At 70.5% G+C, this 24,299-nt stretch carries 21 protein-coding genes; 10 read left to right on the top strand and 11 right to left on the bottom strand.

Annotated features, from left to right (window positions below):
• Positions 1–66: 66 nt before the first annotated feature.
• The 3 genes from BBK82_RS40165 to BBK82_RS40175 all read right to left on the bottom strand — a co-directional run bounded on the left by BBK82_RS40165 (position 67) and on the right by BBK82_RS40175 (position 3,067).
• Positions 67–1,620, bottom strand: coding sequence for an MDR family MFS transporter (locus BBK82_RS40165; protein ID WP_065919602.1), 1,554 nt, complete (start codon positions 1,618–1,620; stop codon positions 67–69).
• Positions 1,617–2,240 (bottom strand): TetR/AcrR family transcriptional regulator, encoded by a 624-nt coding sequence (locus BBK82_RS40170; RefSeq protein WP_065919603.1) that lies wholly within the window; start codon positions 2,238–2,240, stop codon positions 1,617–1,619. The genes BBK82_RS40165 and BBK82_RS40170 overlap by 4 nt, the downstream gene beginning before the upstream one ends.
• A 74-nt stretch (positions 2,241–2,314) precedes the next feature.
• A complete protein-coding gene (locus tag BBK82_RS40175; RefSeq protein WP_065919604.1) occupies positions 2,315–3,067 on the bottom strand; it encodes a DUF427 domain-containing protein in 753 nt (250 codons plus the stop codon).
• A 157-nt stretch (positions 3,068–3,224) separates the two neighbouring features.
• Here BBK82_RS40175 and BBK82_RS55925 point away from each other — a divergent pair, with 157 nt between their 5' ends.
• Genes BBK82_RS55925 through BBK82_RS40185 form a run of 3 tightly spaced genes read left to right on the top strand, consistent with a single transcriptional unit; the run spans position 3,225 to position 6,417 of the window.
• A complete protein-coding gene (locus BBK82_RS55925) occupies positions 3,225–3,359 on the top strand; it encodes a hypothetical protein (RefSeq protein WP_257785414.1) in 135 nt (44 codons plus the stop codon).
• Between the two features lie 42 nt (positions 3,360–3,401).
• Positions 3,402–4,901 carry an alpha/beta hydrolase gene (locus tag BBK82_RS40180; RefSeq protein ID WP_065919605.1) on the top strand — a complete coding sequence of 500 codons (1,500 nt, stop codon included), beginning with the start codon at positions 3,402–3,404 and terminating at the stop codon, positions 4,899–4,901.
• A gap of 34 nt (positions 4,902–4,935) precedes the next feature.
• The gene (locus BBK82_RS40185) at positions 4,936–6,417 is read left to right on the top strand and encodes an alpha/beta hydrolase (RefSeq protein ID WP_154697780.1); all 1,482 of its coding nucleotides are present in this window, start codon (positions 4,936–4,938) and stop codon (positions 6,415–6,417) included.
• Here BBK82_RS40185 and BBK82_RS55160 read toward each other — a convergent pair.
• From BBK82_RS55160 to BBK82_RS40205, 5 genes are all read right to left on the bottom strand, one after another.
• Complete coding sequence (locus tag BBK82_RS55160) at positions 6,388–8,016, bottom strand: AAA domain-containing protein (protein WP_335618130.1); 1,629 nt, start codon at positions 8,014–8,016, stop codon at positions 6,388–6,390. The two genes, BBK82_RS40185 and BBK82_RS55160, sit on opposite strands and share 30 nt — an antisense overlap.
• 56 nt (positions 8,017–8,072) lie before the next feature.
• Positions 8,073–9,167 (bottom strand): AAA family ATPase, encoded by a 1,095-nt coding sequence (locus tag BBK82_RS55165; RefSeq protein ID WP_237047838.1) that lies wholly within the window; start codon positions 9,165–9,167, stop codon positions 8,073–8,075.
• Positions 9,168–9,216: 49 nt separating this feature from the next.
• Positions 9,217–11,031: a S8 family peptidase gene (locus BBK82_RS40195; protein ID WP_065919608.1), complete on the bottom strand. Its 1,815-nt coding sequence runs from the start codon at positions 11,029–11,031 to the stop codon at positions 9,217–9,219.
• Positions 11,032–11,206: 175 nt separating this feature from the next.
• Positions 11,207–12,145 carry a sigma-70 family RNA polymerase sigma factor gene (locus tag BBK82_RS40200; RefSeq protein ID WP_065919609.1) on the bottom strand — a complete coding sequence of 313 codons (939 nt, stop codon included), beginning with the start codon at positions 12,143–12,145 and terminating at the stop codon, positions 11,207–11,209.
• 65 nt (positions 12,146–12,210) lie between these two features.
• Entirely contained in the window at positions 12,211–13,494 is a 1,284-nt protein-coding gene (locus BBK82_RS40205) for a hemolysin family protein (protein WP_065919610.1), read from the bottom strand.
• A 92-nt stretch (positions 13,495–13,586) separates the two neighbouring features.
• On the opposite strand from BBK82_RS40205, the gene BBK82_RS40210 reads away from it, so the two are divergent.
• From BBK82_RS40210 to BBK82_RS40225, 4 genes are all read left to right on the top strand, one after another.
• Positions 13,587–13,976, top strand: a complete 390-nt coding sequence (locus tag BBK82_RS40210) for an ATP-binding protein (protein WP_065921743.1) — start codon at positions 13,587–13,589, stop codon at positions 13,974–13,976.
• An 87-nt stretch (positions 13,977–14,063) separates the two neighbouring features.
• Positions 14,064–14,807 (top strand): hypothetical protein, encoded by a 744-nt coding sequence (locus BBK82_RS55170; protein ID WP_065919611.1) that lies wholly within the window; start codon positions 14,064–14,066, stop codon positions 14,805–14,807.
• A gap of 10 nt (positions 14,808–14,817) precedes the next feature.
• Positions 14,818–15,885, top strand: a complete 1,068-nt coding sequence (locus BBK82_RS40220; protein ID WP_065921744.1) for a sensor histidine kinase — start codon at positions 14,818–14,820, stop codon at positions 15,883–15,885.
• Positions 15,882–16,481, top strand: a complete 600-nt coding sequence (locus BBK82_RS40225) for a response regulator transcription factor (RefSeq protein ID WP_065919612.1) — start codon at positions 15,882–15,884, stop codon at positions 16,479–16,481. The genes BBK82_RS40220 and BBK82_RS40225 overlap by 4 nt, the downstream gene beginning before the upstream one ends.
• Before the next feature lie 94 nt (positions 16,482–16,575).
• On the opposite strand, the gene BBK82_RS40230 is transcribed toward BBK82_RS40225, so the two are convergent.
• Both BBK82_RS40230 and BBK82_RS40235 read right to left on the bottom strand, forming a co-directional pair.
• The gene (locus BBK82_RS40230) at positions 16,576–17,658 is read right to left on the bottom strand and encodes an oxygenase MpaB family protein (protein WP_237047839.1); all 1,083 of its coding nucleotides are present in this window, start codon (positions 17,656–17,658) and stop codon (positions 16,576–16,578) included.
• Between the two features lie 107 nt (positions 17,659–17,765).
• Entirely contained in the window at positions 17,766–18,407 is a 642-nt protein-coding gene (locus BBK82_RS40235; protein ID WP_065919613.1) for a GntR family transcriptional regulator, read from the bottom strand.
• A 48-nt stretch (positions 18,408–18,455) separates the two neighbouring features.
• Here BBK82_RS40235 and BBK82_RS40240 point away from each other — a divergent pair, with 48 nt between their 5' ends.
• Positions 18,456–18,902 (top strand): VOC family protein, encoded by a 447-nt coding sequence (locus BBK82_RS40240; protein ID WP_065919614.1) that lies wholly within the window; start codon positions 18,456–18,458, stop codon positions 18,900–18,902.
• A gap of 103 nt (positions 18,903–19,005) precedes the next feature.
• On the top strand, positions 19,006–20,253 hold the full coding sequence (locus tag BBK82_RS40245) for a cytochrome P450 (protein ID WP_065919615.1): 1,248 nt from the start codon (positions 19,006–19,008) through the stop codon (positions 20,251–20,253).
• On the opposite strand, the gene BBK82_RS40250 is transcribed toward BBK82_RS40245, so the two are convergent.
• A complete protein-coding gene (locus tag BBK82_RS40250) occupies positions 20,237–20,839 on the bottom strand; it encodes a TetR/AcrR family transcriptional regulator (protein WP_065919616.1) in 603 nt (200 codons plus the stop codon). The two genes, BBK82_RS40245 and BBK82_RS40250, sit on opposite strands and share 17 nt — an antisense overlap.
• 362 nt (positions 20,840–21,201) lie before the next feature.
• On the opposite strand from BBK82_RS40250, the gene BBK82_RS40255 reads away from it, so the two are divergent.
• The gene (locus BBK82_RS40255) at positions 21,202–24,294 is read left to right on the top strand and encodes a S8 family peptidase (RefSeq protein WP_065919617.1); all 3,093 of its coding nucleotides are present in this window, start codon (positions 21,202–21,204) and stop codon (positions 24,292–24,294) included.
• Positions 24,295–24,299: the final 5 nt, after the last annotated feature.

Below are 24,299 nucleotides of genomic sequence, written 5' to 3' on the forward strand. Positions count from 1 at the left end.
GCAGCCGAGAACGCGGAGGAGCCCCCTGGCGGCGAACCAGGGGGCTCCTCCACACCAGCGGAACGATCAGTGACCCGCGGCCATCTCCGCCGCCAGCCTCTCGTCCCCGCTCAGCTCCTTCAGCGGCTTCTCCTTGATGAACACCACCGCCAGCAACGCCAGCACCGCGAACGGCGCCCCGATCAGGAAGATCTCCGCGGTGGCCGTCGCGTAGATCTCCGCGATCACCGCCTTGACCTCCGGCGGCAGCACCGTGATGTCCGGCACCGCGTTCTCCCCGCCCGCCGTCGCGATCGGCCCGAACTTCTCGGTGGTCAGCGACGTCACCTTGCTGGCCAGCACCGCACCCAGCGCGGACACGCCGATCGCGCCGCCCAGGGACCGGAAGAACGTCAGGGTCGACGTCGTGGCGCCCAGGTCGCGGGCCGGCACGTCGTTCTGGGCCGCCAGCACCAGGTTCTGCATCAGCAGACCGACGCCGACGCCGAGCACGAACATGTCCACGCTCACCATGAACACCGTGGTCTGCGCGGTGATCGTGGACAGCAGCAGCATGCCGCCGACCATGACGACGCCGCCCGAGACCAGGAAGGCCTTCCACTTGCCGTACTTCGTGATCAGCTGACCGGCTACCGTGGACGAGATCAGCAGGCCGAAGATCAGCGGCAGGCCGAGCAGGCCGGCCTGGGTCGGGGTCTTGCCCAGCGAGAGCTGGAAGTACTGCGAGAGGAAGACCGTGCCACCGAACATCGCGACGCCGACCAGCGCGCTGGCGATCGTGGCCAGTGAGACGGTGCGGTTGCGGAAGATCGACAGCGGGATGATCGGGTCGTGGGCGCGGGACTCGACCCACACCGCGGCGATCAGCAGGGCCACGCCCAGGCTCACCAGGAAGGCGGTCCAGCCGGAGGCCCACTCGAACTTCTGACCGGCCAGCGAGGACCAGATCAGCAGGGTCGAGACGCCGGACACGATCAGGAACGCGCCCAGGTAGTCGATCTTGGTCTGCTCGTTGCGCACGACCGGGAGGTTCAGGGTGCGCTGCAGCAGGTAGATCGCGGCCAGGGTGAAGGGCACGCCGATGAAGAAGCACCAGCGCCAGCCGAGCCACGAGGTGTCGACCAGCAGGCCGCCGATCAGCGGGCCCGCGACGGTGCCGACGCCGAACACGGCGCCGAAGAGGCCCGAGTAGCGGCCCAGTTCGCGGGGCGGGATCATCGCGGCCATCACGATCGTCGCGAGGGCGGTGACGCCACCGGCGCCGAGGCCCTGCACGACGCGGCTGACGATCAGCATCTCGATGTTCTGCGAGAAGCCCGCGATCAGCGAGCCGACGACGAACAGGCTCAGCGAGGCCTGGATCAGCAGCTTGCGGCTGTAGAGGTCGGCGAGCTTGCCCCACAGCGGCACGGTCGCGGTCATCGCGAGCAGCTCGACGGTGACGATCCAGGCGAAGATCGACTGCGAGCCCTTGAGGTCGGCGACGATGCGCGGCAGGGCGTTCGAGACGATGGTGCCGGCCAGGATCGACACGAACATGCCCATCATCAGGCCGGACATGGCCTGGAGGACTTCGCGTTTGCTGTGGACCGGTCTTGGCGCTTCGGTTTCGGTGCTCATGAGGCTCCCCCTTCGTGGTCGTGCGGTGCGTGAGCCAGTCCGGCGCCGAAGAGGTCGAACGCTTCAGCCACCAGGCCGCCCAGCTCGACGGTGTCGTCGAGGGCCCAGCGGGTGACCGCGCAGCGGAACGCCACCGTGCCCGCGGCCACCAGCAGGCGCGGGTACAGGTGGTCGGCCGGCAGCCCGGCCCGCTGCGCCACGGCGGCGCTGAGCTTCTGCTCGGCCTCCGCGCTCGACGCGAACGCGCGGACCAGCAGGTCCGGGCGCTGCATCAGCACGTCCTTGCGCAGCAGCCACAGGTCACGCGCGCTGTTCAGCTCGTCGTCGATCTCCGCGAGCACGGCGTCGCGGTACGCCTCGAACGGCGTGGCCCCCTCCGCCTCGAGGACGCGCGCAACCATGCGCGGGCCCGTGTCCGGGTCCGCGCCGATCAGCGCGTCGTCCTTGCCCGCGAAGTAGTTGAAGAAGGTGCGCACCGAGACGTCGGCCTCGGCGGCGATCTCCTCCACGGTGACGTGGTCGTAGCCCTTCTCGGCGGAAAGGCGCAGCGTCGCCCGCTCCAGCGCCGCACGCGTGCGGCGCTTCTTGCGGTCGCGCAGACCTTCCCCCGACTGGTTCACGCGTCACACAGTACAGGGAGTTTTTGCAGTCACTGCAAGTTTGCAGTGTGTGAAGGATCTCTCCCGCGAACGCCTCACGACCAGGGCGACTTCGGCCGCTCCTGCAGCTCGCCGTCGAGGTACAGGTCGACCTTCTCGCTGTAGAAGCACGCCAGCCCGGCGACCTTCTGGCTCTCCGGCAACGGGGTGCGGTAGATCCACACGAGGTCCTCGTGCAGCTCACCGCCGACCTCGACCGACCAGTACGCCGCCGTGCCCTTGTACGGGCACTGCGTCTGGGTGTCCGAGGGCCTCAGCAGATCGAGCCGGACGTCACTCAACGGCAGGTAGTACCTCGGTGGCAACCCGGTTTCGAACAGGATGCGCGGCTGGGTCGACGCCGCCAGCGTCACGCCGTTCAACGTCACCCGCACGTGCCGCGAGCTCCCGAGCACGTCCACGCGCGTGTACGGGTCGCGCGGGTGCACGTAGACCGGCTCGTCCTCCTCCAGCCACTCGTCCATCGCCGCGAACTCGAACCGCACCAGGTCCCGCAGCTCCTCGATCGGCGAGCCGGGGTACGTCAGCGCCGCGCCGGCCGCGACTCCCCCGCTGGTGACCACGTCGTGCACCACTCCCTCGCCGCGGCTCGGCGAGTGCCTGGTCTCCCCCGTGGGCTCCAGCCGCACGCGCACCGACGACAGCGGCAGGTAGTACGCCGGGTAGTACGGGATCTCCCAGACGAGACGCGGCGCGGTCGTGTCTGCGACCAGATCGCCACCGGAGTAGGTGCGGACCCTCTTCGCCGAGTGCTCCACGCGCACACGGCCACGCTGCTCGTTACCCATAAATCCGAACAACACGCCGCGAACGGACCGTGTTCCTGGCCGAAGCCCCCACCCTCCGTAGAAATCGCTCGATCGGGTATCACCTTTTGGGGTACAACGAGTGTGATTTCCTGGTCGGCGGGCCGGAGGGGTCGGCGGCCGTGCTTACCCTCCAACCATGCCGGAGGAAACCGACAAAGCTGGTCCGACACCGCCTGCCGCGCCGGCAGCGCCGATCGTGATGAGCACGCCGATCCACGACCAGATCGCGGCTCAGCTCGGAGTTCGCCAAAAGCTTCGACTACCCGACTGACGTCGGATATGAACAGCTCCTCGACCGGCGGGAAGGGGAGCCATGCGTGCGTTGGTGCTGGGATCCGTGGCGGCGTTCGTGGTCGCCCTCGCCCCACCCGTTCAGGCGGTCCCGGAGCCGCCGGCGATCGCCTGGCAGGCGTGCGGGCCGGAGCACCCCGGCTTCGAGTGCGCCGAGGTCGCGGTGCCGCTGGACCACGACCACCCGCGCGGCGCCACGACGACGCTCGCGCTGACCAGGCTGCCCGCGACCGACCAGGCGCGGCGGATCGGGTCGCTGCTGTTCAACCCCGGCGGGCCCGGTGCGTCGGGCCTCGACTACACCTGGGCGTGGGGTACCCGCATGTCGGCGGGCCTGCAGGGCCGCTTCGACGTCGTCGGCTTCGACCCGCGCGGCATCGGCCGGTCGGACCCGTTGCGCTGCTTCACCTCCGAGCAGGAGCGCACCGACCACCTCGCCGACCTGCCGTTGTTCCCGTACACGCCGGCGATGGAACGGCCGTTCTTCGACAAGTACCGCGCCCTCGCGCACAAGTGCGACAAGCCGATCGCACGGCACATGAGCACCGCCGACGTCGCACGGGACATGGACCTGCTGCGCCGCGCACTGGGCGATCGCAAGCTCACCTTCTTCGGCCACTCCTACGGCTCGTACATCGGCACCACCTACGCGAACCTATTCCCGCACAACATCCGCGCGCTCGCCATCGACGGCGTGCTGGACCCGCAGCGGTATTCCAGCGGGCGCCAGATCGTGTCGGACCGGGTCGCCGGCCGTGAGGTGCTCGACGAGTTCTTCCGGCTGTGCGACGAGGCCCGGTGCCCGCTCGGCCCGAACTCGAAGCAGCGCTACGAGGCTCTGCTGACCGCGGCGCGCGCGAAGCCGATCCAGCTCGGCACCGAGGTGTGGACCTACGACCAGGTCGTGGGCTACGCACGTCTCACGGGCTACGCGTCGGAGCTGTGGACGGTCATCGCCGCCACGCTCGACGACCTGGCCGACGCGGCTGTGCACCCCGCCGTTGCCGCAGCCGTTGTTGCGCCCTACGACAACATGTTCGACGCCAACCTCGGCAACATGTGCGCGGACATCGAGTTCCCGCGCGAGTTCCACACGTACCGCGCTGTCGGGCGTTATGCCGAAGCAGGTTCCGAGTTCGGTCCGTACTGGTGGTGGACGAACTCCGCGTGCGCGGACTGGCCCACGAACGAAGACCGCTACACGGGCCCGTGGAACGCACGCACGTCCGCGCCGGTACTGGTGGTGGGCGGCTACTTCGACGGTGCGACGGACTATCGCGGCGCACAGGCCGTGGCGGGACAACTGCCGAGCAGCCGCCTGCTGTCCTACGCGGGCTGGGGTCACATCTCGTGGCGCCGCAGCCAGTGCGCGGCCGACCACATCTACGCCTACCTGCTGTCCGGCACGCTGCCCGCGCCCGGAACCGTGTGCCCGGCGAACCCCAACCCGTTCGCGACGCCTGCGTCCCAACTGGTCACTGACGACTTTCGTCGCTACACGCACCCCACGACCGCGAGATAGGAAGAGCATCCGCTGACACGAGGGGAACTTCTCGATGCGAACTATCGCGCTGGGCGCCCTGGCGGCGCTCATGGTCACGCTCACACCGGCGGCGCACGCCGATCCGGGCGCGCCGCGGATCGACTGGAAGACCTGCGGCCCGGAACACCCCGGTTTCGAGTGCGGCACGATCAAGGTGCCGCTCGACCACGACAACCCACGCGGCGCCACGACGACCGTCGCGCTGAACCGCAAGCCCGCCACCGACCAGGCGCGGCGGATCGGATCGCTGTTCCTCAACCCCGGCGGCCCCGGCGGTTCCGGCATCAGCTTCGCGTTCTCCTCCGGGGAACAGCTCTCGGCGGCGTTGCAGGGCCGGTTCGACATCGTGGGCTTCGACCCGCGCGGCATCGGCCAGTCCGACCCGCTGCGCTGCTTCCCGAGCGAGGAGGCGCTGAACGAGTTCTTCGAGGGCATCCCCGGCTTCCCGTACCAGGCCTCCCAGGAGCGCCCGTTCTTCGACCGCTACCGCTCGCTCGGCCGGGAGTGCCGCGACGACCAGCCGATCGCCCAGCACATGAGCACCGCCGACGTGGCCCGCGACCTCGACCTCCTGCGCCGCGCCGTCGGTGACCGCAAGATCAGCTACCTGGGCTTCTCCTACGGCTCGTTCCTCGGCACCACCTACGCGAACATGTTCCCCGGCAACATCCGCGCGCTGGCAATCGACGGCGTGCTGAACCCGGTGCTGTGGTCGAGCGGCCGCCAGATCGAGTCGGACCGCATCGCTTCCAAGGAGGTGTTCGACGAGTTCCTCCGGCTCTGCGACGAGGCCGCCTGCCCGCTCGGCCCGAACTCGAAGCAGCGCTGGAACGCCCTGCTGGCGGCGGCGAAGGCCAAGCCGATCCAGCTCGGCGACCAGGTCTACACCTACGACCGGGTGATCGGGACCGCCATCGGCACCGGCTACGCACCCGAGGCGTGGCCTGCCATCGCGGACCTGCTCGACAAGCTCTCCGACGCGTCCGCCGGCCTGTCGGTCGCCGCCGCCGAACCGGACTACGACAACTTCTTCGACGCCTACAACGGCAACGTGTGCGCCGACATCGAGTACCCGCGCGACTTCGCCACCTATCGCGCCGTTGGCCGCTATGCGGAGGCAGGCTCGGAGTTCGGCCCGTACTGGTGGTGGAGCAACGCCGCGTGCGCGAACTGGCCCACGAACCCCGACCGCTTCACGGGCCCGTGGAACCACCGCACGTCCGCGCCGGTACTGGTGGTGGGCAACTACTTCGACGGTGCGACGGACTACCGCGGTGCGCAGGCCGTGGCCCGTCAGCTGCCGAACAGCCGGTTGCTGTCGTACGCGGGATGGGGTCACACGGCTTATGGCGTGACGAAGTGCATCACGGACCACATGAACGCGTACTTGCTCGATGTGAAGCTGCCGCCGGCCGGGACGGTGTGTGCGGCGAACCCGAACCCGCACCTGCCGGGGGCGGCGGCTTCAGCGCCGTTGTTCAAGTCCCGCCGCTAGTTCCGGTGCCAGCTCCTGTGCCAGCTCCACGGCCGCCCGCGCCGGATCGTGGTCGAAGCGGCTGCCGAACGCGTCGTGCACCCGCCACCCCGCGTGGGTGAGCGCGCGCCAGCGGGCGAGATGCGCCTGTGCCCCGTGCGGGTGCGGGCGCGTCTCCACCGCCACCGCCTCCCCCTTGGCGCCGACGACGAGGTCCACCCGCCACTGCCCCACCGGGTACCCCGTGCGCACCACGAGCCCGGCGGCACGCAGCTCCTCCGCCAGCGAAGCGGTCCACGGGTCGTCCGGCTCGGTGCCCGCGGTCTCCGTCGGCGGCACCTCGGCGTGCGCCAGGTACTCGCCGACGAGGCCAGGGGGTTCCGCCGCCGACGTGATGACGTGCACCAGGCGGCGGGCGCGGGTGGTGAGGACGGCGAGCAGGTTGCGGTCGTTCACGAAGCGCCAGCCGCCCGGTCTCTCGTCGGCGGCGAGGCTGATGACGACCTCGTCGAACTCGCTGCCCTGCACGCCGTGGACAGTGCCGACGCGCACGCCGCCGGAGGTGATCTCGTCCAGCGTCAGCTCGTTCAGCAGGGCTTCCTCCAGGGCGTCGGCCTGGGCGCGGAACGGGGTGACCACGCCGATCGACCGCACGCCCGCGGCGACGCGTTTGCGCAGGTGGGCCAGGACCGCGTCGATCTCGGCCTGGTTGACGCCCTGCGCGCTCCGCTCGCCGGGCACGTGCTCGACGTCGATGCAGTCGACGTCGGCGATCGACGGGTGCGTGGTGAGCAGCGCGATCTTGCCGTCGTAGAACCGGGTGGCGGCGAACCCGATCAGGTGGGGCGCGCAGCGGTGGTGCTCGTCGAGCCAGAGCACGCCCGAGCACGCGGCGCCCGCGTCGAACAGGCTCACCTTCGGCACGTCCAGCCGGTCCCGCAGCGCTGTGGTGCCCTCCGCCTCCACCGCGGCCTGCACGGCCTGGTCGCTGACGAACGACACGTGCCGCAGCTGCCGCGGGTCGCCGCCGATCACCGCGGACCGGCCGCGCAGCAACGCGGGGGCGGCGAGCGGCTGGTCGACGTGGCTCGCCTCGTCGATGATCACCAGGTCGAACATGCCGGGCACGGGCGGCAGGATGTCCTCGACGTCGGCGAGCGTGCCGACCCACAGCGGCAGCGCCGACACCAGGTGCCTGCTGTTGATCTCGGCCAGCCCACGCCGGCGTGCCGCCGGCCCGACCGCAGCGCCGTCGCCAGTGCCGCGACCGCCGCGCCGCACCGTCGCCGGCGGCTGACCGCGTACTCCTTGAGGTACTCGGCGGTGGCCTGCCGGCCGCGCGTCCAGGCCGGCCAGCAGCGGCCGGATCTCCGCGAACGTCGTGCCCTCGCGTGCCGCGATCCTGACCGCCGCCGCGGTCTGCTCGGCCGCCGCGACCGCCGCCTTCAGGTCCTCTGTGGACACTTCAGCCGCACCGACCCGCCTGCGTGCCTTGGCCAGAGCGCGGTTCGTCCGGAACCCGCCCAGGAAACCGGTGCGCGGCGTCAGCAACCGGTGCAGCTCCGCGAAGTCCGTTGAGGCCTCGAACGCTTTCGGTGCCACGGCACGATGTCCGGCCATCAACGCCTTGTACCTGCGCGCCTCGGCCGCCAGCTCCTCCTCGACCAGCTCGGTCGTCACCGCGCGCTCGGCCCGCTGGACCGCCGCGTCCGCCTCCCGCCGTTTCCGGTCGAGCGGCGCCAGCTGGTCGGGCTTGCCGATCGCGGCCGACAGCCCGTCGCTGAGCTCACGCGCCATCGCCTGCCGCAGCTCGGAGTCGCCGAACAGCACCGGCACCGGCCACCGGCCCGGCACAGCGCCCCCAGCACGTCGGCCGCGTTGCGCGTGCGGCTGGCCAGCAACACCGACTTGCCCGCCGCCACCGCGTCCAAGGCCAGCGCGGCCAGCGTGTGCGTCTTGCCGGAGCCCGGCGGCCCGCCGACCGTGACCCGCGCCCGCCTGGCGTGCTCGACGGCCTGCGCCTGGCTGTGGCTGAGCGGCAGCGCCGGACTGATCGGCTCGTACCGGTCGGCCGCCGTGCCGTCGGCCCCGTAGAGCGCCGCGAACGCCGTCTCCTCGACGCCCTTCTTCGCCGCCCACGCGTACAGCGCCGCACCCTGCTCGGTGCTGACCACCGGCTCACCCGCGTGCAACCCCGCCCCGACGGCCACGACGAGCTCGTCACCGGAGAACAGCTTCGCGGGGTCCTCGCGCACCACCGGCACGTCGTGGAACCCGGCTTCGCGCAGCGTCTCGGTGATCCACTGCTCGGTCGGCGCCAGCGCGGCCTCCCGCTCGGCCGCCTTCGCCCAGTCCTCGATCAACGGGAACACCCCAGTGTCACCGGCCACGTGGTAGGCGTAGGTCGACCCGAGCCCGTGGTGCAACCGCACCGGCCGCGACACCAGCGGCAGGCACACCCGCCGCCGCTGCCCGCCGACCTGCGCGGGCCCGGTGAGAAACGCCCAGCTCACCCGCAGCAGCCGGTCCTCCTGGTGCAACGCGTCGAACGCCGCCAGCCGCCGCACCTGCTCCAGCGCATGCCTCGGCACGGTCCAGGTGATCGGCGTCCACTCGACCCCGTGCTGCACCGCCGTGATCGCCCGCCAGGCCGGCTGGTCGTCGCCGAGCCAGAGCAGACCGGCGGACTTGCGGAGGTCGAGCTGGGACTTCTGCGGCTGCTCGGCGGCGCTGAGCCGGGCGAGGGTGCGCAGGACGGCGGGCACGTTCACGCGCACATCGTGCCATCGCGGTGATGGCACGATGTGCGCGTTGTCTTTCTTAGAGCGTCAGGCTCCACGTGTCGATGGTGCCCACATCCGCCGTTGCCGCGTCACGGACCTGAAGCTTCCAAGTCCCGTTCCGCGTCTCCGACGACAGGTTGACCGTGAACGTCTGGTCGATGTTGTCCGCGCTGCCACCCGCACGGTTGTGCAGCACGTACGCCGAGCCGTCCGGCGCGATCAGGCTCACCACCAGGTCACCCTTGTAGGTGTGCTTGATGTGCACCTCGACCTGGCTGCTGGCCGACGCGGTGCCGGTGCAGCCGGAGAACGTGATCGACGACGTCACCGTGCTGTTGTCGGGAATGGCGACGTCCGTGCCGTTGGTCTGCTTGGCACAGGTGGCCGCGCCGACCGTCCAGGTGAACGAGGTGCTGCCCGAGCCTCCTGCGGCAGCCGTGGCCGTCACCGTCACGTTGTAGGTGCCCGCAACGGTCGCGGTGCCGGTCACCAGACCCGACGAAGCACCGATCGACAGGCCGGTGGGCAGGCCCGTGGCCGACCACGTGTACGGCGCGGTGCCGCCGGACGCGGACAGCTGCAGGTTCACCGCACCGTTCAGCGCCGTGGTCTGGGCGCCAGGGTTGGCCACCGAGACGCCGGCAACGCCGGAGTTGGTGCGCAGCAACAGGTTCGCCGAGTTGGCGCCGGGGTTGGTGACCTTGTTCCGGGTGGCGGAGGCCAGGATCGCGGCGTGCACCTCGGCCGGGGTCTTCGCCGGGTTGGCGGCGAGGTACAGCGCGGCGGCACCGGCCACGTGCGGGGAGGCCATCGAGGTGCCGCTCATCGTCGCCGAGCCGGTGTTGTTGCTGTGGGACGCAGAAACGATGTCCTGGCCGGGGGCGAAGAGGTCGCTGCACGTGCCGTAGGACGAGAACGACGCGCGGGCGTCCGTGCGCGCGGTGGCCATCACGTTGATGGTTTCCGTGACGCGCTGGGGGGAGTACTTGCACGAGTCGTCGTTGAAGTTGCCCGCCGCCACGACGTACGAGACGCCGCCGCGGATCGACGCGCGCACGGCGTCGTCGAGCACGCGGCTCGGCTCGTTCGCGGTGCCCGTGTAGAGGCTCATGTTCGCCACGGCCGGGAGCACGGCGTTCGCGGTGACCCAGTCGACGCCGGCGGCCTCGGTGGACACGGAACCGCCGCCGGCGCAGTTGAGCACGCGGACGGCCTTGAGCTTCACGGCCTTCGCGACGCCGTAGGTGGCGCCGCCGACCGTGCCGGCGACGTGCGTGCCGTGGCCCTGGCAGTCCTTGCCGTTGCGGCCGTCGCTGAACGCGTCGAAGCCGAACGAGGCACGGCCGCCGAAGTCGGCGTGGTCGTAGTTGATGCCGGTGTCGATCACGTACGCCGTGACGTTCGAGGCGTCCGTGCCGTAGCTGTACTTGCTGTTGAGCGGCAGGTCGGCCTGGTCGACCCGGTCGAGGCCCCACGACGGCGGGTTGAGCTGGTCGGCCAGCACCTGCACGGTGCGGTCCTGCTCGACGTAGGCGACGGACGGGTCGGCCGCGAGGCGCTTGGCCTGCTTCGCCGGCATGGTCACCGAGAAGCCCTTGAACGCGGCCTTGTAGGTGAACCCGATCTTGCCGCCGTATCTGCCGACGAGACCGCTTGCGTTGCCGCTCACGGACTCCCGGGCCATGCCGTTGTCCTTCAGGACGACGATGTAGCTGTCCTGGACGGCGTTCGGCGCGCTTTCGGCGACGATGGGCCCTTCCGGCTGCGCGGCGGCAGCCGTTGGGATCGACAAGGCGGCACTTGCGGCGGCAACAGCCGCCACACCGAGCGTGCGCAGGGTGCGTTGACTCATCACTGCTCCTCGTTCGCAGGGAACCGCGTGTGAACGCGGGCCGGCCCTCGACGGCCCATGCAGGTGCGTTCACACGCGGTTGCGAGACAGCGTTAGTCCGCTGGCGGACGTGATGAGTGTTTAGTTGGGACAACGGTCTGAACAAGCGACTTTCGTCGGGACTGCGGAACGGAGCTCAGCCCGCGAGCGCGAACAGCTCCTCCGGGCGGCCGGAGGACTTGAGCACCGCCAGCGACTGCTTCTCCAGCTGCCGGATCCGCTCACGGGTCAGCCCGAGCTCGTCGGCGACCTCCTGCAGCGTCCGCTCGCGACCGTCCTCCAGGCCGAAGCGCAGCCTCATGATCCGGCCCTGGCGTTCGGGCAGGACGTCCAACAGGGACCGCACGCCGTCCACGAACTCCTGCTGCTCCACCAGGTCCGGTGCCGACACGCCGTCGGAGTCCTGGATCAGGTCGCCCAGCACCGAGTCGCCCTCGTCGCCGACCGGCGTCTCCAGAGACACGCACGAGCGGGCCGCGTCGCGCAGGTCCTGCACGCGCTGCGGCGAGACCTTGGCGTGCACGGCGATCTCCTCCACGGTGGCCTGGCGGCCGAACTCCGCTGAGAGCTTCTGCCCGATCCGGTTGAGCTTGTTGACCTCTTCCACGACGTGCACCGGCAGGCGCACCGTGCGGGTCTGGTCGGCCAGACCCCGTTCGATGGCCTGGCGGATCCACCACATGGCGTAGGTGGAGAACTTGTAGCCCTTGGCGTAGTCGAACTTCTCGACCGCGCGGATCAGGCCGAGGTTGCCCTCCTGGACCACGTCCAAGAACGGCAGGCCGCGGAACGAGTGCTTCTTCGCGACCGACACGACCAGGCGCAGGTTCGCGCGGATCATGTGGTCCTTGGCACGCTCCCCCTCGGCGACGAGCCGCCGCAGTGCGCGCTTGTCCCGCGTCGTGTCGCCGGACGCCAGCAGCTGCTCGGCGTACAGGCCGACCTCGATGGCCTTCGCGAGCACGACCTCCTCCGAGGCGGTGAGCAGCGGCGTGCCACCGACGTCGCGCAGGTACTGGCCGACCAGGTCCGCGTCCTGCTGTCCGGACGCGCGGTTCTTCAGTTCTGCAGGCATGACAGATCCCCCGTTTCCGATTGGCAGGTGTTTGCGGGCGAGCTGGCCGCCTCTTGTGTAACGGTTCAGACCTCTTGGTCATTCCGCGGTTCTGCTTGTGACTTGAGCCTCACCAGCGTGATCGCGTGGTGTTCCACGCGCCGCACCTCGATGCTCCACCCCGAGACGTGCACCACGTCACCCGGCATTTCCGGGATGCGGCCCAGCATCACCAGTACGAGGCCCGCGATCGTGGCGTAGTCACCGTCCGGTGCATCCGGCAGCTCGACCCCGACGTCAACGAGATCGTGCATGGGAAAAGTTCCCGGCAGCACGATCGAGCCGTCCGGCTCGGTGCGGACCGCTGCTACATCGCGGTCCGTCTCGTCGTAGATCTCACCGACGACCTCCTCGAGCAAGTCCTCCAACGCCACGATGCCGTCCACCGCGCCGTGCTCGTCCACGACGAGCGCGAGCTGTTCGCGTTCGGCCTTCATGCGCCGTAACGCGACGGTGACGCGCAACGAGTCCGGCAGCATGACCGCCAGCCGGGCGACGTCCTTCAACGCCGCCGCGTCGTCCAGCAGGTCGCGCAGGTGCACGACACCGATCACGTCGTCCAGATGGCCGTCACGGGCCACCGGGGCCCGTGAGTGTCCGGACTGGGCCAGGGTTTCCCTCGCTACCGGGATGGTCAAACTCGCATCCAGCACGACGACCTGCCGGCGCGGCACCAGCACCTCGCGCAACCTGCGCTCATGGATCTCCAAAGCACCGGTCATGATCTCCCGCTGTTCCGGGTTCAGGTGCTTCTGCACGGCCACGAGCTCACGCAGCTCGTCGGGTGACATCTGCTCCTCGTCGGCGTTCGGGTCGCCGCCGAACACCCGCACGACGAGGTCGGTGGACTTGCTCAGCAGCCACACCGCCGGACGTGAGATCGCCGACAGCACGTCCAGCGGCCTGGCGATGATCTTCGACCAGCGCACCGCGTACTGCATCGCGAGCCGTTTGGGCGCGAGCTCGCCGAACACCAGCGTGAAGAACGTCAGCACCACCGTGACCAGCGCGATCGCCACGCCGTTCGCCCAGCTCCCGAGGAAGGAGAGCGCGGGCACCAGCGGCTGCGCCAGCGACACGGCCGCTGTCGCCGAGGCGAGGAAGCCGGACAGCGTGATCCCGATCTGGATGGTCGCGAAGAACCTGTTCGGATCACGTGCGAGCCGCACGAGCGTGTTGTGCCCCTCCCGTTCCAACGACCGCAACTGCCCCTCGCGCAGGGACACCAACGCCATCTCGCTGCCCGCGAACGCAGCGTTCAACAACACCAGCACTCCGACCAGCGCAAGGTCGAACCCGAAGCCGTCCATGCGTTTGGGTTAGCACCCGCGGTGGTATTTCGCGACCTGACGGCCGTCTTGAGCAGCCAGGACAGCCAGTGGCGCGAACGGGGTGGATCGAGATGGACGCTCCCGAGGTGCTGGGCACCTCAGCGAGCTACGCCCTGCCCGAGACCGACCCGGATCTGGCAGAACTGCGCTCGTGGGCAGCGGTGTTGCTCAAGGACGTGTCGGAGGACATCACACTGGATGTTCTGCTCGTGTGCACGGAGCTGGCAAGCAACGCATATGAGCACGCAGAGGGACCAAGGGCCGTGCGGATCGCACGCGTCGGCGAGATCATTCGGATCGAGGTCGACGACAGCACTCCCGCGGAACTGCCGAGGCTGGGCGAGTCGCGGATTTCGGACTCGCGTGGGCGCGGTCTGGTGCTGATCGCGAATCTCTCTCGTTGCTGGGGCACGCGAGAGGCCGCTGACGGCAAGACCGTGTGGGCGGAGATCAGCGCATAGGCGCATGGTTCGGCTGTGCGTTTCGCACAGAGAAGTCATGACATCGCACGGATGGATGTTGCAGAGCGTCGGCTCGACGCTCAATGCATGACAACCAAGACGACAACATCCGCGGTTTGGCCGTTGGTGCGCCACGGCGTCGAGATGCTCGTGGCGATGCTCCTGGGCATGGCCCTGCTGGGGCCGTTGTGGACGCCGGACTCGATCGAGCTCACCGCCCTGTGGATGGCGGTGACGATGTCGGTGCCGATGGTGCTGTGGATGCGCTACCGCGGCCATGGGCGCGTGTGGGAGATGTGCGCCGCGATGGCGGTGCCCTATCTCGTGCTACTGGTGCCCCACTGGCTGGGTGCGATCGATCACGACGCCGTGCTCATGGGCGGGCATGTGCTGATGGTCCCCGCGATGGCCGTGGTGATGATCCGCTACCGCCACGAGCACGGTGTCGCGTCCACCAACCCGGTCGTCCGGTTCCTGGGTGACCGGTGGCCCGCGGCGGTTGCCATCGCCCTTTCGCTGGACTTCTGGCACACGGCGTTCGTGCCCCCGGTGTGGACACTGCTGGCTTGCCAGGCGGCCTACCTGGTGTGGGGCTGGCGTGCACCACGTGTGCAGCTGTTCGTGTTCGGCCTCTACGCCGCACTCGCGGCCGTGGTCCTCACCGTGTCGGCCGATCTCGGCGTGTTGCTGATCGCGGCCGGGTGGGGCGCGCACGCCGTGTGGGACCTCGTGCACCACATCCGCAACGCCGTCGTGCCGCGCTGGTTCTCGGAGTTCTGCGGGCTGTTCGACCTGGTCGTGGCGGTCACGATCCTGATCGTCTGGCTCTAGGCTGATGGCGATGACCGATCTTCCGCACACCGCGTTGCGCGGCACGCTGCACGCGCTGTGGCTGGGCTCGCTGGTGGTGCCGCTGATCGCGGTGCTGCGGGAGCCGTCGGCGTTGCGCTGGCTGGGCGTGCTGGGTCTGCTGGTGCTGGCCGCGGCGTACGTCGCAGGGCTGCGCAACGGCAAGTTCTGGATCTTCGGCGTGGCCACGCTGGTCTCGATCCCGCTGGTGGCGCCGGTCGGGCCGGCGCAGCTGCACTCGTGGGCGTGGGTCGGCGGCGCCGCCGCCGGGTTCGCACCGCTGCTGCTCACGGGCGTGTGGCGGTGGCTGACGGCGCTCGGCGCGGTGGTGCTGACGGGTGTGGTCGGCTTCTTCGTCAACGGCGACGAGCTGGTCCACCTGCTGATCGCCTCGGCGGTCGGCTCGACGATCGTCGCGATGGGCGGGCTGCCGCTGTGGTTCGCCGAGCTGCTGGAGCAGGCGCGGGCCGGGCGCGAGGCACGGGCGGCGCTGGCGGTGAGCGAGGAACGGCTGCGGTTCGCCCGTGACGTGCACGACCTGCTCGGCCACCGGCTGACCGTGATCGCGCTGAAGGCCGAGCTGGCCGGGCGGCTCGCCGCCGCGGACCCGGAGCGGTCGGCGGCGGAGGCGTTCGAGGCGCAACGGCTGGCGTCCTCGGCGCTCGGCGAGGTGCGGGACGCGGTGAACGGCTACCGCGCGGTCGACCTGCCGGAGCAGCTCGAGGCGGTGCGGACCGTGCTGCGCGAGGCCGGCATCCGGTGCACGGTCCCGGAGGTGGCGCCGACCGGCGCCGACGCCACCCAGCTCGCGCTCGCGTTGCGGGAGGCGTGCACGAACGTGCTGCGTCACAGCAGGGCGACGTGGTGCATGATCGACCTCGCCGAGCAGGACGGGGAGGTGTGGATGACGGTGACGAACGACGGCGTCGACACCGGCACGCCCGTCCGCGAGGGCAACGGCCTGCGGGGCATGGCCGAACGGCTGGCCGCGGTCGGCGGCCGGGTGTCGTCGGAGCGCTCCGCCGGCACCTTCACGCTGCGGGTCGTGGTGCCCGCGTGATCAGGGTGCTGCTGGCCGACGACGAGGAGCTCATCCGCGACGCCCTCGCGGCGCTGCTCGACCTCGAACCGGACCTCTCCGTGGTGGCCAGCGCCGGCGACGGCCGCCGCGTGGACGCCGCCCTGGCCCACCGCCCCGACGTGGCCGTGGTCGACCTCCAGATGCCGGTCCTCGACGGCCTGGAGGTCACCGCCGAGCTCGCGCGCGTGCTCCGTCGTGCGCGGTGGTGTCCTGACCGGCCGCGGCCGACCACCCACCTGCAGCAGGCCCTGCACGCGGGCGCCCGTGGCTTCCTCCCCAAGGGCTCCCCCGGCGGCCAGCTCGCCGACGTGATCCGCCGCGTGCACTCCGGCTCCCGCTGGGTCGACCCCGCGCTGGCCGCCGACGCCCTCGCCGCTCCCCCGTGCCCGCTCACCCAACGCGAGCTGGAGGTGTTGCGCCTCAGCGAGTTCGGCACGCCGGTAGCGGACATCGCGGCCCGCACGTCCCTCTCGCCGGGCACGGTCCGCAACCACCTGTCGGCGGCGGTGGCGAAGCTGGGCGTGGCGAGCCGCGGTGAGGCGTTCCAGGTGGCACAGCAACACGGCTGGCTCTAGTGGCGCGACTCAGCACGTTGGCGAGGTGATCCACGCTCAGCAGGCACCTCGCGGCGGACCGCGAACTCCCCCGGCAACGTGCTGAGCCACACCACTAGGTCCGCAGGCAGGCGGGAACGTTCAGCGTCGTGGATTGGCCGTTGGTCAAGGTGCGCACACTCGCGCCGAGAAGCAGCACACCGGCCTTGTCCAGCACAGCGCGCGCGACCCGGTTGTTGTCCTCACCGCGTTCGAACGCCCGCATCAACCGCTCGCCGGTCCGCACGGCCGCCGTCCAGCCCTTGGAGTGCGGAACCTCCAGCCAGTCGGCGACCTCCGGGTCGACGACCTGCCGCACCATCGCCGCCACCACCCCGTCGAAGGCCTTGCCGGGGATGAACTTCTCGTACAGCGCGATGAGGTTCCTGGTCAGCTCGACGCCCTCGGGTGAGGGCGCGTAGGAGGCGCGCACCATCGTGGCGCTGAGCTCTTCGGCCTCGGCGAACGTCTCCGGCATCGCGTCCTCGCGGATGCCGAGCACCGCGCCGGCCACCCGCCACACGTGGTAGTAGTCCTCTGCTTCGGTGTCCGTGACCGAGATCCCGATGCGGCGCATGCCTTCGACGACCTGCACGGAGAAGATCAGCAGCGCGCCCAGCAGGTCCTGCTGGCACACCGGCACGCCCTCGGTCTCGAGGTCCCACTCCGGTGACCTGCTGACGAAGTAGCGCACCGCGGCGTGGATCAGCCTGGTCTTCTGGATCGTCGGCACGAACCCGCCACCGCCGCCGAAAGCGTTGGGCTCCATCATGTCCAGCACGAACTGGGAGGTCTCGCTCAGCCTCCGGTGCGGCTGGTTGAGCCGGTGCGTGAGGGTCAGGACCTTCGACGGCCGCGGCTGCGCGTAGCAGTTGACCATGGCACCGAAGCTCAGCACCGACGCCACGTGCACGCCGTCGTCGAGGAAGAACTCGTGCGCGCGGGCGACCCGCTCCGCGTCCATCCAGGCCGGCGGGCTGTCGGTCGCGACGAGGTAGTCCCGCACCGACGGCGGCAGGTTCTCCGGGATCGGGGTGTCGTTGCCGCGGAACTCCGCCAGCACCCGGTTCACCTCGCCGGTCCGGCCGCTGCCGACCAGGTCCGCGATCACCGCGTCGGCCGGCGGATCACCTTCGTACATCAACGCACTGAGGTCCACGCGTCCGAGCGTATGGGCGTTGAGCCACCGGGCGGTTCGTCGATCACCCGCTCAGCCCAGTGTTTCCACGCGTTCGTGCGAGTACCGGGCAGGGCCGCGCTATGCCTCTAGTTGGACGTCAGCACGTCGAACGCGTGCTTACGGTGCGCGGCGAAGAGCGTCAACGCACCGTCGACGTCCCCCGCGCGCAACGCCTCCACGAGCGCGCGGTGCTCTGACCGCACGAGGTCCAGGTATCCGTCCGTGCTCACGCCAACGCGCGTCAACAGGAACAGGTGCACCTGCGACCGGATGGTCTCCCACGCGTGCACGAGCCGTGAGTGGTTCGCGGCGGCATAAACGGCGTCGTGGAACTCGATGTCCAGGCGCACCATCTCGTGGGGCGTGTCGGCGCGTTCCATCGTCTCGGCGGCCTTCTCGATCGCTGCCACGTCGCCGCCGCCGTCCACCACGCGACGCACCGCCAGCACCTCCAACGCGCCACGCAGGCTGTCGAGCTCGGCCACGTCCTGCTCGGACAGCTCGGTCACCGTGGCGCCGCGGTGCCAGCCGGTGCGCACGAGGCCCTCGCGTTCCAGCTGCTGCAGCGCCTCGCGGACCGGGCCGCGGCTGACCTCCAGCGCCTCCGCCAGCTCGACCTCGCGCAACGGGCTGCCCGGCGCGTACCGGCCGTCGAAGATCGCCGCCCTGATCGCGTCCGCGACCTCGTTGCTCAGCCCCCGCCGGCGGGCCGGCTCCAACCTTGCCATGACGCAATGTTAACAAGCGCACATTCCACCGCCCGCCGCGTTGTCCTAATGTCAACATTAAGACAACGGGAAGGACCCCACGTGAGCATCCCCCGCTTCCACCTCGCCATGCCCGTCGACGACCTCGCCGCCGCCCGCACGTTCTACGGCGAGGTCCTCGGCCTCGAACAGGGCCGCAGCTCCGACACGTGGATCGACTGGAACCTGCACGGCCACCAGTTCGTCACGCACCTGGCCCCGCGGGTCGAGCGCGTGAGCAACCCGGTCGACGGCCACGACGTGCCGGTCCCCCACTTCGGCCTGCTGCTGAGCACCGACGAGTTCCAGGCGCTCGCCGCGAAGCTCAAGGCGGCCGGCACGGAGTTCGTCATCGAGCCCTACCTGCGGTTCGCGGGACTGCCGGGTGAGCAGTGGACGATGTTCCTGCTGGACCCGGCCGGCAACGCGCTGGAGTTCAAGGCCTTCGCCGACGACGCGCAGGTGTTCGCCACGTGAAGGCGAACCAAAAATCTTGCACACCACGCAAGTTTCGGTAGCGTGGAGGTGACACCGAGCGACGGCCCCGTCACAGGCGGGGCCGGGAGACGGGAGCACTTCCATGACCACCGCAGAGCGGCAACGCACCGCGCAGGAGCTGATCCGGCCCCAGCTGCCCGCTGAGCTGACCCAGCGCGACAGGTGCCCGTTCGACCCGGCGAAGGGGCTGCTGGAGCTGAGCGGGCACGGGCCGGTGCACCGGGTCGAGCACGCCGGTGAGTCGATCTGGCTCGTCACCGGGCACGACGAGGCACGCGCGGTGCTGGCCGACGCGCGGATGAGCGCCGACCGGTTCGGCAACCCGCGGGTGCGGGCGCGGATGTCACCGGAGCTGTTCGAGGAGATGTTCCCGCCCGAACGCCGCGCTGGATCGTTCATCTCGATGGACGCACCGGAGCACACGCGCTTCCGCCGGCTGCTGACCGGGCAGTTCACCGTGCGGCGGATGCGGCAGCTGGAACCGCGCGTGCACGAGATCGTGACGCAGCAGCTCGACGCGATGATCGCCGCCGGGCCGCCGTCGGATCTGGTGCACGACTTCGCGCTGCCGGTGCCGTCCCTGGTGATCTGCGAGCTGCTCGGCGTCGACTACGGCGACCGCGACGAGTTCCAGCGCACCACCTCGAAGCTGCTGAGCCTCACGACCACGGTCGACGAGCAGATCAAGGTCGGCACCGAGCTGCGCCGGTTCATGCAGGGACTGGTGCGCGCCAAGGAGAAGGCCCCGACCGACGACCTGCTCTCCGGCCTGGTGACCGACACCGACCTCACCGAGGACGAGCTGGTCGGCATCGCGAACCTGCTGCTGATCGCGGGCCACGAGACGACCGCGAACATGCTGGCGCTGGGCACGTTCGCGCTGCTGGAGCACCCCGAGCAGCTCGAGCTCCTGCGCCGGCGCCCCGAGCTCACCGAGAACGCGGTCGAGGAGCTGCTGCGCTACCTGTCGATCATCGCGTTCGGTGTGCCGCGCTTCGCCAAGGAGGAGGTGGAGCTGGGTGGCGCCACCATCCCCGAGGGCGCGACCGTGCTGGTCGCGGTACCGGCGGTCAACCGCGACCCCGAGCGCTACCCGGACCCGCACGAGCTGCGCGTCGACCGCCCCCGCGGGCACCACCTCGCGTTCGGGCACGGCATCCACCAGTGCATCGGCCAGCAGCTGGCGCGGGTCGAGATGGTCGTCGGCTTCACCGAGCTGCTGCGCAGGCTGCCGGGCCTGGAGCTGGCCGTGCCCGCGAGCGAGGTGCCGCTGCGCACCGACATGGCGATCTACGGCGTGCACGCCCTCCCGGTCAGCTGGGACGCTTAGGGCTCAGCCCGGTGCCGAGCTGCTCGATCCAGTGGTCGATCAGCTCGGCACCCGTCCACCTCCTGGTCGCGTCCGGCGAGTCGATCCACCACTGCACCACCGCGCGCAGCGACGACGTGATCATCGACGCCGCCATCACGGGGAACGGGTCGGCGCTCGGGTCGATCCCGGTCCGTTCCGCGATCGCCGCCGTCAGGTCCTGCTCGCGGGCCGCGTAGGCCGCCAGCACGTGCGGCAGCAGCGCGGGCGTCCGGCGCAGCTCCCTGAGCTGGCGCAACCGCGCGAGGTCCACGTGCTCGGGGAACGCCGACTGCAGCGCCTCCCGCAGCGCCGCCAGCAGCGGCTCGTCCGCCGGGCGGTCCGCGAACGCGCGCACGAACGCGTCCGCCGTGGTCGAGTCACCGGCGACCACGGCCTCCTCTTTGGACGAGAAGTAGTTGAAGAACGTCCGCAGCGACACCCCGGCCGCGTGCGCGATCTGCTCCACGGTCACGCCGTCCAGGCCGTGTTCGACGCACAGGCTCCTCGCGGCGTCCCCCAACGCCTCCCGTGTCGCCGCCTTCTTGCGCTCCCGCAGGCCAGTCATGCCGCACACCCTAGTGCGGTGACCACGAACCTTCGCCGCGTTTCCCGGCGGTCAGACGGGTGCATCGCGGGGCCGGCCCCACGTCCTCATACTGGACGTATGGGGGCGTGGGGCCGGTCCCACGAGGTGCCCTGCTGAGCGTCGGGAAACACGGTGAAGATCGTGGTCACCGCACTAGATCCCGCGACCTCACGCCACCGTGAACAGGCAACCCGGAGGGGCCTGCCAAGACGGTTGACCCAGGGCGGTCGCCAGTTGTCAACATTGGTCTGGACCGGAACACTTCCGGCCTCTTGTCACCCACACGAACTCCCCAATACGGTCCGTGAGATCGCTCTCACAGACCCCCAACGGAGGACCGGGTGCGCGTACTCGGAGTCGTCGTACTGGCCGGTGCCCTGCTCACCGCCGGCCAGGCCACCGCCTCACCCCAGCAGGCTCCCCCGGCAACCACCGCCGCGCCCGTCACGCTGATCACCGGCGACCAGGTGCTGCCGGGCCAGCGCGCCGTCAAGCCCGCACCCGGCCGCGAACACGTCCTGTTCACGTCGTACACCGCGCAGGGCCACGAGTTCGTCGTGCCGGGCGACGCCATGCCGTTCATCGCCGACGGCCGACTCGACGAGCGCCTGTTCGACGTCACCGAGCTCGCCTCGTACGACGGCGCCCTGCCGGTGATCGTCACCTACCCGGCCGGCACGGTGGTCGCCCAGTCCGGCCTGAACCTGCCCAGCATCAACGGGGTGGCGTTCGACGCGGCCAAGACGCCGGTCGCCGGTCTGACCGCCTCGAGCACCTTCAGCCTGTCCGGTGTCCGCAAGATCTGGCTGGACGCCCGGCGACAGGCCACTCTGGACAGGAGCGTGCGGCAGATCGGCGCCCCGGCGGCGCACGCGGCCGGCTACACCGGCGCGGGCACGACGGTCGCGGTGCTGGACACCGGCGTCGACCAGTCCCACCCGGACCTCGCCGACCGCGAGATCGCCGAGCGGAACTTCACCGGCTCGCCGGACGCCGGTGACCACCACGGACACGGCACGCACGTGGCGAGCACCATCGCGGGCACCGGCGCGAAGTCCGGCGGCAGGTACCGCGGCGTCGCACCGGACGCGCGGATCCTCGACGTGAAGGTGCTGGGGGACAACGGTTCCGGCCAGGACAGCCAGATCATCGCCGGCATGGAGTGGGCCGTCGAACAGGGCGCCCAGGTCGTCAACATGAGCCTCGGCGGCTTCGACACCCCGGAGGTCGAGCCGCTGGAGGAGGCCATCAACCGCCTCACCGCCGAGAAAGGCACGCTGTTCGTCGTCGCGGCGGGCAACAGCGGCCCCGGCGCGAGCACGCTGGGCTCCCCCGGCACCGCGGACGCGGCCCTGACCGTCGGCGCCGTCGACGACCAGGACCGGATCGCCGAGTTCTCCAGCCGCGGCCCGTCGAAGGCGGGCACGCTGAAGCCGGACCTGACCGCGCCGGGCGTCGGCATCGTCGCCGCCCTGCACGGCGACGGCCGCATCGGCGCACCCGTCGAACCCGGCTACACCAGCCTCGACGGCACCTCGATGGCCACCCCGCACGTCGCGGGCGCCGCGGCGCTGTTGCGCCAGCAGCTCCCCGGCGCGACCGGTCCCCAGCTCAAGGCCCGGCTCACCGGCAGCACCACCCGGACCGCGGGCGTGACGCCGTTCGACCAGGGCTCCGGTCGCGTGGACGTCGCCAAGGTCATCGAGCAGGACGTCACCAGCTCGGGCAGCCTCAGCTTCGGCTCGCACCGCTGGCCGCACACCGGCAAGCCCGCGCTGTCGCGCGAGATCACCTACACCAACACGGGCACGTCACCGGTCACGCTCGACCTCACCACCGACACCACCGGCGCGGTGTTCTCGGTGTCGCCGAGCACGCTCACGATCCCGGCTCTCGGCTCGGCGACGGCCACCGTCACCGCTGACATCGCCGAGGAACCCGCCGGCGGCGTCTTCGGCGGCGCGGTCGTGGCCTCCGGCGTCCGCACGGCCGTCGTCGTCGACCTGGAGAAGGAGAGCTACGACCTGACCCTGCGCGGCTTCGACCGCACCGGCGCCAAGCCCGGCTACCTCAGCGCGTTCCTGATCAACGTCGACACCGGCGCCCGCTCGTGGCCGGACCCCGCCACCGGCACCGCCCGCGTCGAGAAAGGCCGCTACATCCTCAACGGCAGCGTGATGGGCTCGGCGGAGTGGACGCACGACGCGCTCAGCTACCCGAACCTGACCGTCGACGGCACCACGACCATCGACCTCGACGCCCGCAAGGCCAAGCCGGTCGACGTCACGCCGCCGGTCGACGCCCGGCTCAGCCTGCTGCAGACCGGTTTCGAGCGGATCCACAACGGCACCAGCTACACGATCGGCAACTTCTCCGTCGGCGGCTCGATCTCCCACCTCGGCCTCGCCCACCTCGGCCCCGACTCGGCGGAGGTCACCGGCCAGGTCGCGACGTTCTGGACCGCGGGCCCCGACTTCTACGGCCTGGCCTGGTACCGCGCCGGCAGCACGTTCACCGGCCTGTCGAAGGAGGTGGCCGCCCGAGACCTCGCCTCGGTGAAGGTCGACATGCCTCCGTTGCCCGCCGGCCAGACCGCCTCGATCGGCCACACCGTCGCCCCGCACGGCCGCGCCGCCTGGACCTGGGGCTCGCTCGACAACTTCGTCCCCGGCCAGCGCACCGAGCACTACGGCGGCGAGGGAGCCGACTGGTCACGCCGCTTCAACCTGTTCGACTCCGGTGGCAACATCGGCGTCCTGGACGGACCGCTGAAGCACTACCGGCCCGGCAAGCAGTACGTGGAACCTTTCCACCGCGCCGTCTTCGGCCCGGCCCTGCCCCCGACCCGCGACGTGCCGCACTCGTTCCGCACCGGTGACCTGATGCGGGTGACGGTGCCCCTGTTCGGCGACTCGGCGGGCAACGCGGGCCACGGCCCGGTGACCTCCGCTCACACCACCGTGTACCGCAACGGCGTCGCCGAGTTCTCCACCGACGAGGCCGGGTGGGCGCTGTACGACACCGCGGGTGGCGCGGCGGACTACCGGGTCGTCACCGAGGCGGTGCGGGACAACACCTTGAGCACCAAGGTGTCCGGCTCCTGGACGTTCCGGTCCGACACGACCGCGCAGCGGACCGCACTGCCGTTGTCCGTCATCCGGTTCGCGCCACAACTGGACGACACCGGCGCCGCTCCGGCCGGCCGGGCGTGGGGTGTGCCGGTGTCGACGCAGTCGCAGACCGGGGACGTGCGGGTGACGTCGGTGGAGGTGTCCTACGACGGCGGCACGACCTGGAAGCCGACCCCGGTGCGCGGCAACCGGTTGCTGCTGGCCCACCCGCAGGACGCGAAGTCGGTGTCGTTGCGGGCGAAGGCGACCGGGAGCGGTCAGACGGTCGAGCAGACCGTCATCAACGCCTACCTGCTGAAGTAGGCCGG

It is taken from the genome of Lentzea guizhouensis (assembly GCF_001701025.1).
Lineage (GTDB): Bacteria > Actinomycetota > Actinomycetes > Mycobacteriales > Pseudonocardiaceae > Lentzea > Lentzea guizhouensis.

Excerpts from the sequence above, each read along its gene's own strand:
- BBK82_RS40165 (WP_065919602.1), bottom strand. The coding sequence starts at position 1,620 with ATGAGCACCGAAACCGAAGCGCCAAGACCGGTCCACAGCAAACGCGAA.
- BBK82_RS40175 (WP_065919604.1), bottom strand. The coding sequence starts at position 3,067 with ATGGGTAACGAGCAGCGTGGCCGTGTGCGCGTGGAGCACTCGGCGAAG.
- BBK82_RS55925 (WP_257785414.1), top strand. The coding sequence starts at position 3,225 with ATGCCGGAGGAAACCGACAAAGCTGGTCCGACACCGCCTGCCGCGCCG.
- BBK82_RS40180 (WP_065919605.1), top strand. The coding sequence starts at position 3,402 with ATGCGTGCGTTGGTGCTGGGATCCGTGGCGGCGTTCGTGGTCGCCCTC.
- BBK82_RS40185 (WP_154697780.1), top strand. The coding sequence starts at position 4,936 with ATGCGAACTATCGCGCTGGGCGCCCTGGCGGCGCTCATGGTCACGCTC.
- BBK82_RS55160 (WP_335618130.1), bottom strand. The coding sequence starts at position 8,016 with ATGGCCGGACATCGTGCCGTGGCACCGAAAGCGTTCGAGGCCTCAACG.
- BBK82_RS40195 (WP_065919608.1), bottom strand. The coding sequence starts at position 11,031 with ATGAGTCAACGCACCCTGCGCACGCTCGGTGTGGCGGCTGTTGCCGCC.
- BBK82_RS40200 (WP_065919609.1), bottom strand. The coding sequence starts at position 12,145 with ATGCCTGCAGAACTGAAGAACCGCGCGTCCGGACAGCAGGACGCGGAC.
- BBK82_RS40205 (WP_065919610.1), bottom strand. The coding sequence starts at position 13,494 with ATGGACGGCTTCGGGTTCGACCTTGCGCTGGTCGGAGTGCTGGTGTTG.
- BBK82_RS40210 (WP_065921743.1), top strand. The coding sequence starts at position 13,587 with ATGGACGCTCCCGAGGTGCTGGGCACCTCAGCGAGCTACGCCCTGCCC.
- BBK82_RS55170 (WP_065919611.1), top strand. The coding sequence starts at position 14,064 with ATGACAACCAAGACGACAACATCCGCGGTTTGGCCGTTGGTGCGCCAC.
- BBK82_RS40220 (WP_065921744.1), top strand. The coding sequence starts at position 14,818 with ATGACCGATCTTCCGCACACCGCGTTGCGCGGCACGCTGCACGCGCTG.
- BBK82_RS40235 (WP_065919613.1), bottom strand. The coding sequence starts at position 18,407 with ATGGCAAGGTTGGAGCCGGCCCGCCGGCGGGGGCTGAGCAACGAGGTC.
- BBK82_RS40240 (WP_065919614.1), top strand. The coding sequence starts at position 18,456 with ATGTCAACATTAAGACAACGGGAAGGACCCCACGTGAGCATCCCCCGC.
- BBK82_RS40245 (WP_065919615.1), top strand. The coding sequence starts at position 19,006 with ATGACCACCGCAGAGCGGCAACGCACCGCGCAGGAGCTGATCCGGCCC.
- BBK82_RS40250 (WP_065919616.1), bottom strand. The coding sequence starts at position 20,839 with ATGACTGGCCTGCGGGAGCGCAAGAAGGCGGCGACACGGGAGGCGTTG.